At 70.5% G+C, this 4,974-nt stretch carries 2 protein-coding genes and 1 pseudogene; 1 reads left to right on the plus strand and 2 read right to left on the minus strand.

Going from position 1 to position 4,974, the window contains the following annotated elements:
- Positions 1-172 (plus strand): annotated as a pseudogene (locus I0Q12_RS32660) (protein tyrosine phosphatase); the annotation flags it as partial.
- Here I0Q12_RS32660 and I0Q12_RS11765 read toward each other — a convergent pair.
- Together I0Q12_RS11765 and I0Q12_RS11770 are read right to left on the minus strand one after the other, a co-directional pair.
- Entirely contained in the window at positions 140-1,708 is a 1,569-nt protein-coding gene (locus I0Q12_RS11765) for a polysaccharide biosynthesis tyrosine autokinase (protein ID WP_197252089.1), read from the minus strand. The pseudogene I0Q12_RS32660 and the gene I0Q12_RS11765 sit on opposite strands and share 33 nt — an antisense overlap.
- Positions 1,708-4,974 (minus strand): amino acid adenylation domain-containing protein (locus I0Q12_RS11770; RefSeq protein WP_197252090.1); only part of this gene is annotated, 3,267 nt, incomplete at its 5' end. The genes I0Q12_RS11770 and I0Q12_RS11765, both read right to left, overlap by 1 nt.

The raw sequence follows: 4,974 nt of genomic DNA on the forward strand, positions 1-4,974 counted from the left end.
GGCCAGTGGCGCCTCGACCGTCGCAGAACTGTCGGCGGCCCGGGTACACGCGACGGCACCCGGGCTCGACGACATCACCGATCCGATCGGCTGCGACGAAGAGACCTTCGCCACGGTCGGAAGCGAGATCGCAGATCTTCTACTGCCCCTGCTGACCCGGATCCACGACTGAGCTTCCGTTGAGCGGCCGCATCCGCGCCTGCACCACCGGCCGCTCCCCTGCCCGGGGAAGCACCACCTCCGGATAACTCGGCGCCACCGTGTAGGCGGGGACCGGGTTCGGGACCGGTGCCGCCTCCGACTCGACGCGCGGGGCCGCCACGACCGTGGCGGGGGTCGTCGCCTTGCCGGAATCGTCGGACTCGTAGAAGTACCGGTATTCGTAGGCGCCGGGCCCCTTCGACGGGGTCATCGTGATGATGGTGCCGAGCACCCGCACACCGGCACTATCGAGATTGCCGACGGCGCGGACCATCTGTTCGCGCGTGGTCTTGCCGTGTCGTGCGATGACGAGTGCGCCGTCCGCGGCGGCACTGAGCACGACCGCGTCGGTCACCGGCAACAGCGGCGACGCGTCGATGATCACGTAGTCGAATCGTGCGCGGAGTTCCGCGATGACATGCTTCGCGGTTGCGGATCCGAGGAGTTCGCTCGGGTTGGGAGGCAGCGTCCCCGCGGCGAGCACCGTCAGATTCTCGAAACGAGTCGGCTGCAGCACATCGTCGAGCCCGGCCCGGCCGGACAATACGGTGCTGAACCCGGCATCGCCGAGCACACCGAGGTACTTCGAGACCCGCGGCCGGCGCAGATCGCCCTCCACCAGCACCACCGAATGCCCCGCCTCGGCGAGCACCAGGGCGGTGTTGATGGCCGTGGTGGTCTTGCCTTCGGCCGGGAGGGCGCTGGTGACGACGAGAACACGGGGCGGGTTGTCCACGTCGAGGAATTGAAGATTGGTGCGCAGCTCGCGATATGCCTCGGCGCTACCGGAATTCGCGTCCCGGAAGACGATCGCCACCTCGTTCTGACGCTCCTTGTCGAGCGGGATCGTCCCGACCAGGCCGGCACCGGCGATGTCCTCGGCCGTCTTGCGATCCTTGACCGTGTTGTCGAGACGGTCACGCAGGACGGCGGCACCGATGCCGAGCAGAAGACCGACCAGAAGCCCGAGCACCAGATTGCGTTTCGTGTTCGGGGACACCGCAGCGGCCGGGGTGGTCGCGTACTGCTCGACGACGACGCGTGCCGCGGGCGCGCCCCCGTTCTCCGGGGTCTCCAGTTCACGTGCCATCATGACGAATTCGTCGGACAGGGCGTTCGCCAGATCGCGGGCGCGCTCCGGGGACGTGTCCGTGAGCGTGGTGTCGATGAGCACGGTGTCCGGCGCCGACGACGCCTTGACCTTGGCCGCGAGCCCGGCCGGAGTCAGATCGGTGATCCCGAGAGCGTCGAGCGTCCGTCCCGCCACGGTCGTGCCGGTGAGCAGCTTGGTGTACGAGGCGACGCGTTCCTGCGAAAACCGGTTGCCCTGGTAGATCTCGCTGACCGACGCGCCGGACGAGGTCGACACGAACAGCCGCGTCGATGCCTGGTACTGCGGTGTCGCGAGGAGCGAGGCGCCGAGTGCGCCGAGCAACACCACGACCGTCGTCACGGCGATGATCTTCCATCGTGCCTGCAGAATTCGCAGGTAGTCGTGTACTTCCATCAGGGTGTCTCCCTCGTTCCGATGACACTGCTACTACGCCCGGCGGGCGTGAATTGGTGGCAATTACTGTGAAACTGCCCGTGCTGCATCAGCGCGGGCGCGATCCGGCGAAGCGCGTCCGGCGTCGTCAGATCCGAATGTGCGAACGGCAGTGGATGTTCCACCACACCATCGGTTGCGTGGCGGTTCCACGCCGCGGCGAGCGCGGCCGGCCCGCGGTGCTCGGATTCGGCCGTGAAGAGATGGATCTCGCCGTCGTGGACGCCCGGAACATGCTGGCGCAGGGCGGTTTCGACGGTCACCGCGGCGGTGTCCGCACGCTCGCGAACCCGGGCGACGAGAGCGTCCGGCAATCCGGTGGTGTCGATCTCGGATTCACCGTAGGCAGGCTCGGGCACGTCCGGCACCAACTCCGCCGGGAACGTGTCGAGCAGCGCGAGCAGTGCGACGCGGTGTCCCGCCGCGCGCAGCTGCACCGCGATCTCGTGCGTGATCGTGCCGCCGGCGGACCATCCGAGGAGATGATAGGGACCGTCGGGTTGCACGGCGCGGATCCGGTCGACGTAGTGCGCGGCCAACTCCGAGATCGAGCCGGGGATCGGATCGAGTCCGACCGCCTGCAGCCCGTACACGGGTACACCGTCCAGATGCGCAGCCAAACCGGCGTAGCACCAGGCCAATCCGCTGATCGGATGCACGCAGAACAGGGGCCGCACGTCCGGGTCACCCGCCCCGAGAGGCACCAGCACCGCAAGGGGGTCCGGATTCGCGGTCGCGGTGGCGTCGCAATCGATCCGGCGGGCGAGCTCGTCGACAGACCGGGCGTCGAACAACCAGCCGACCGGAACGGTGCGCCCGAGCGCCTCGGACAACTCCCCCGCGACCGCGACGGTGCCGAGCGAACTGCCACCGAGATCGAAGAATCCGCGGTCGGCCGATACCGCACCGACCGGGATGCCGAGGTGCTGCGCGTAGACGGCGGCGACGGTGCGCGCGGTCGGTCCGCTCGGTGGAACGTGGTTCGCGGCGGACCACGAGGGGTCCGGTGCCGGTAGTGCCGCGCGGTCGACCTTGCCGGACGGCTGCAGGGGCAGTGCGTCGACGACGGTGACGGTGGCCGGTCGCAGATGACGCGGCAGGTGCGTGGCGAGCCGGCGGCGCAGACGGTCCGGATCGGGACGGCCCTGGACATACGAGGCGAGACAGATGTTTCCGTCCGCCGCGGGCACCGCGACGGTGACCGCGGCGTCGACGTCCTCGGCGGCGAGCAGCACCGCGTCGACCTCGGCGGGTTCGGTCCGGATACCGTGGATCTGCACCTGGTCGTCGACCCGTCCGACGTGTTCGAACTCGCCGGTGGCGCCGACCCGCACCAAGTCTCCGGTGCGGTACATCCGGCCGCCGGGTTTACCGAAGGGATCGGCGACGAATCGCGTTGCGGTGAGGCCGGTCCGACGGTGGTATCCGCGGGCGAGCCCGGCGCCGGTGACGTACAGCTCCCCCACCGTTCCGCGCGAAACCGGGTGCAGCCGCGCGTCGAGAACGTAACCGGTCGTCCCCGGAACGGGAAGGCCGACAGCCGGTTTCGCCGGGGTATCGGTCAGCGGCCCGGCACACGAGACCATGACGGTCAGCTCGGTCGGCCCGTACCCGTTGAAGAGGCGGTGCCGCGACCAGCGCCGGGCGAGCGCCGGATGCAGGGTCTCGCCGCCCGCCATCACCGTGGCGGGTGGCAGCGTGTCCGGGTCGAGGGTGGCGAGCACGGTCGGCGTGAGGCAGAAGTGATCGACGCGCGATTCGATCAGGAGGCGCTGCAGTGCGGGACCGGCGAACGATTCGTCGTCGGCGATCACCAGCGTGCCGCCGTGCGCGTGCGCGCCGAGCAGTTCCAGAACAGCGGCATCGAATGTGGTCGACGCCGCCTGCAATACGCGGTCGCCGGGGAAGATCCCGAGCCGTCGGCGGTGGACGTCGACGAGCGCGGTGATTCCGCGATGCGGCACCGTCACACCCTTCGGAGTGCCGGTGGTGCCCGAGGTGTAGATGACGTACGCGAGGTCGTCGACCGTCTGCTGCGGTTCCGGCGGCGGGGACCCGGCGTACGAGCCGGTCATGTCGATCCATTCCACCGCCCCGCGGCCCGACCGGCCGGCCGGGGCGGCGTGCGGCACGGTCAGGCCGACGGTCGCACCCGAATCGCCGAGGATCGCCGCGCTCCGCGCGGGCGGCTGGTGGACGTCGACCGACACCCAGGCCGCCCCGACCCGCGTGACGGCCCAGACGGCGAGCGGCCAGTACGCACCGCGCGGCACCGCGACGGCGACGAGGTCGCCGCGGCCGACCCCGCGCGCCACCAGTTCGGATGCGATCCTCCCGGCGCGCGCGTCGAGTTCGGCGTAGGTCCATGCGACCGATCCGGCCTGCACGGCGATCGCTCGAGGATGGGCGACGGCCGTACCGGCCAGGATCTCCCGCAGGGTTCTCGGGGTCACCTCGGCCGCGCCGACGGGTCGGCCGGGGGTGGCCAGCGCCGCGTCCAGCAGCGCCACGTACTCCGCGAGGAGGGTCTCGACGGTCGTGGCGTCGAAGAGGTCGGTGGCGTAGACGACGCGCAGGTCGAGTCCGTGCGCCTCGTCGCCGGTGTGGTCCTCGACGATCTCCCAGGACAGGTCGAACAGTGCCGGTGGGGTTCCCAGCTCGGTGTCGCGAATGTGCATGCCGGGCAGCTGGGGCACGGGGTTCTCGGCTCCACCGGGGCGATGGGTGAGCATCACCTGGAACAGCGGATGGTGTGCGCTGTCGCGGTGCGGGGCCATCCGCTCGACGACCTGCTCGAACGGGACGTCGGCGTGGGCGAGCGCACCGAGGTCGGCGGCACGCACCCTGCGCAGCAGGTCGGTGACGGTGGCGGCCGGGTCGACGGGGGTGCGCAGCGCGACGGTGCCGACGAACATGCCGACGAGTGCGGACAGCCGCGGATCGCTGCGTCCCGCGACCGCCGTGCCGACGACGATGTCCGATCGACCGCTGCGGCGGGCGAGCAGCGCCGCGAGGACCGCGTGGAGCAGCATGAAGGTGGTCACGTCGTGGGCGCGGGTGACGGTGCGCAACCGGGTGTGGAACTCCGCGTCGAGGTGTACTGCGGTCGCATCCCCCTCGAACGTCGGCCGGGCCGGGCGGGGACGGTCGGTGGGCAGCGGGAGCGGCGTGTCCGGTACCCCTGCCAGGGTCGTCGCCCAGTAGTCGAGCTGACGGTGCGCCGCCGA

This window comes from Rhodococcus sp. CX (assembly GCF_015865005.1).
Taxonomy (GTDB): Bacteria; Actinomycetota; Actinomycetes; order Mycobacteriales; family Mycobacteriaceae; genus Rhodococcus.

Coding starts and splice junctions, on each gene's coding strand:
- I0Q12_RS11765 (WP_197252089.1), bottom strand. CDS start 1,708: ATGGAAGTACACGACTACCTGCGAATTCTGCAGGCACGATGGAAGATC.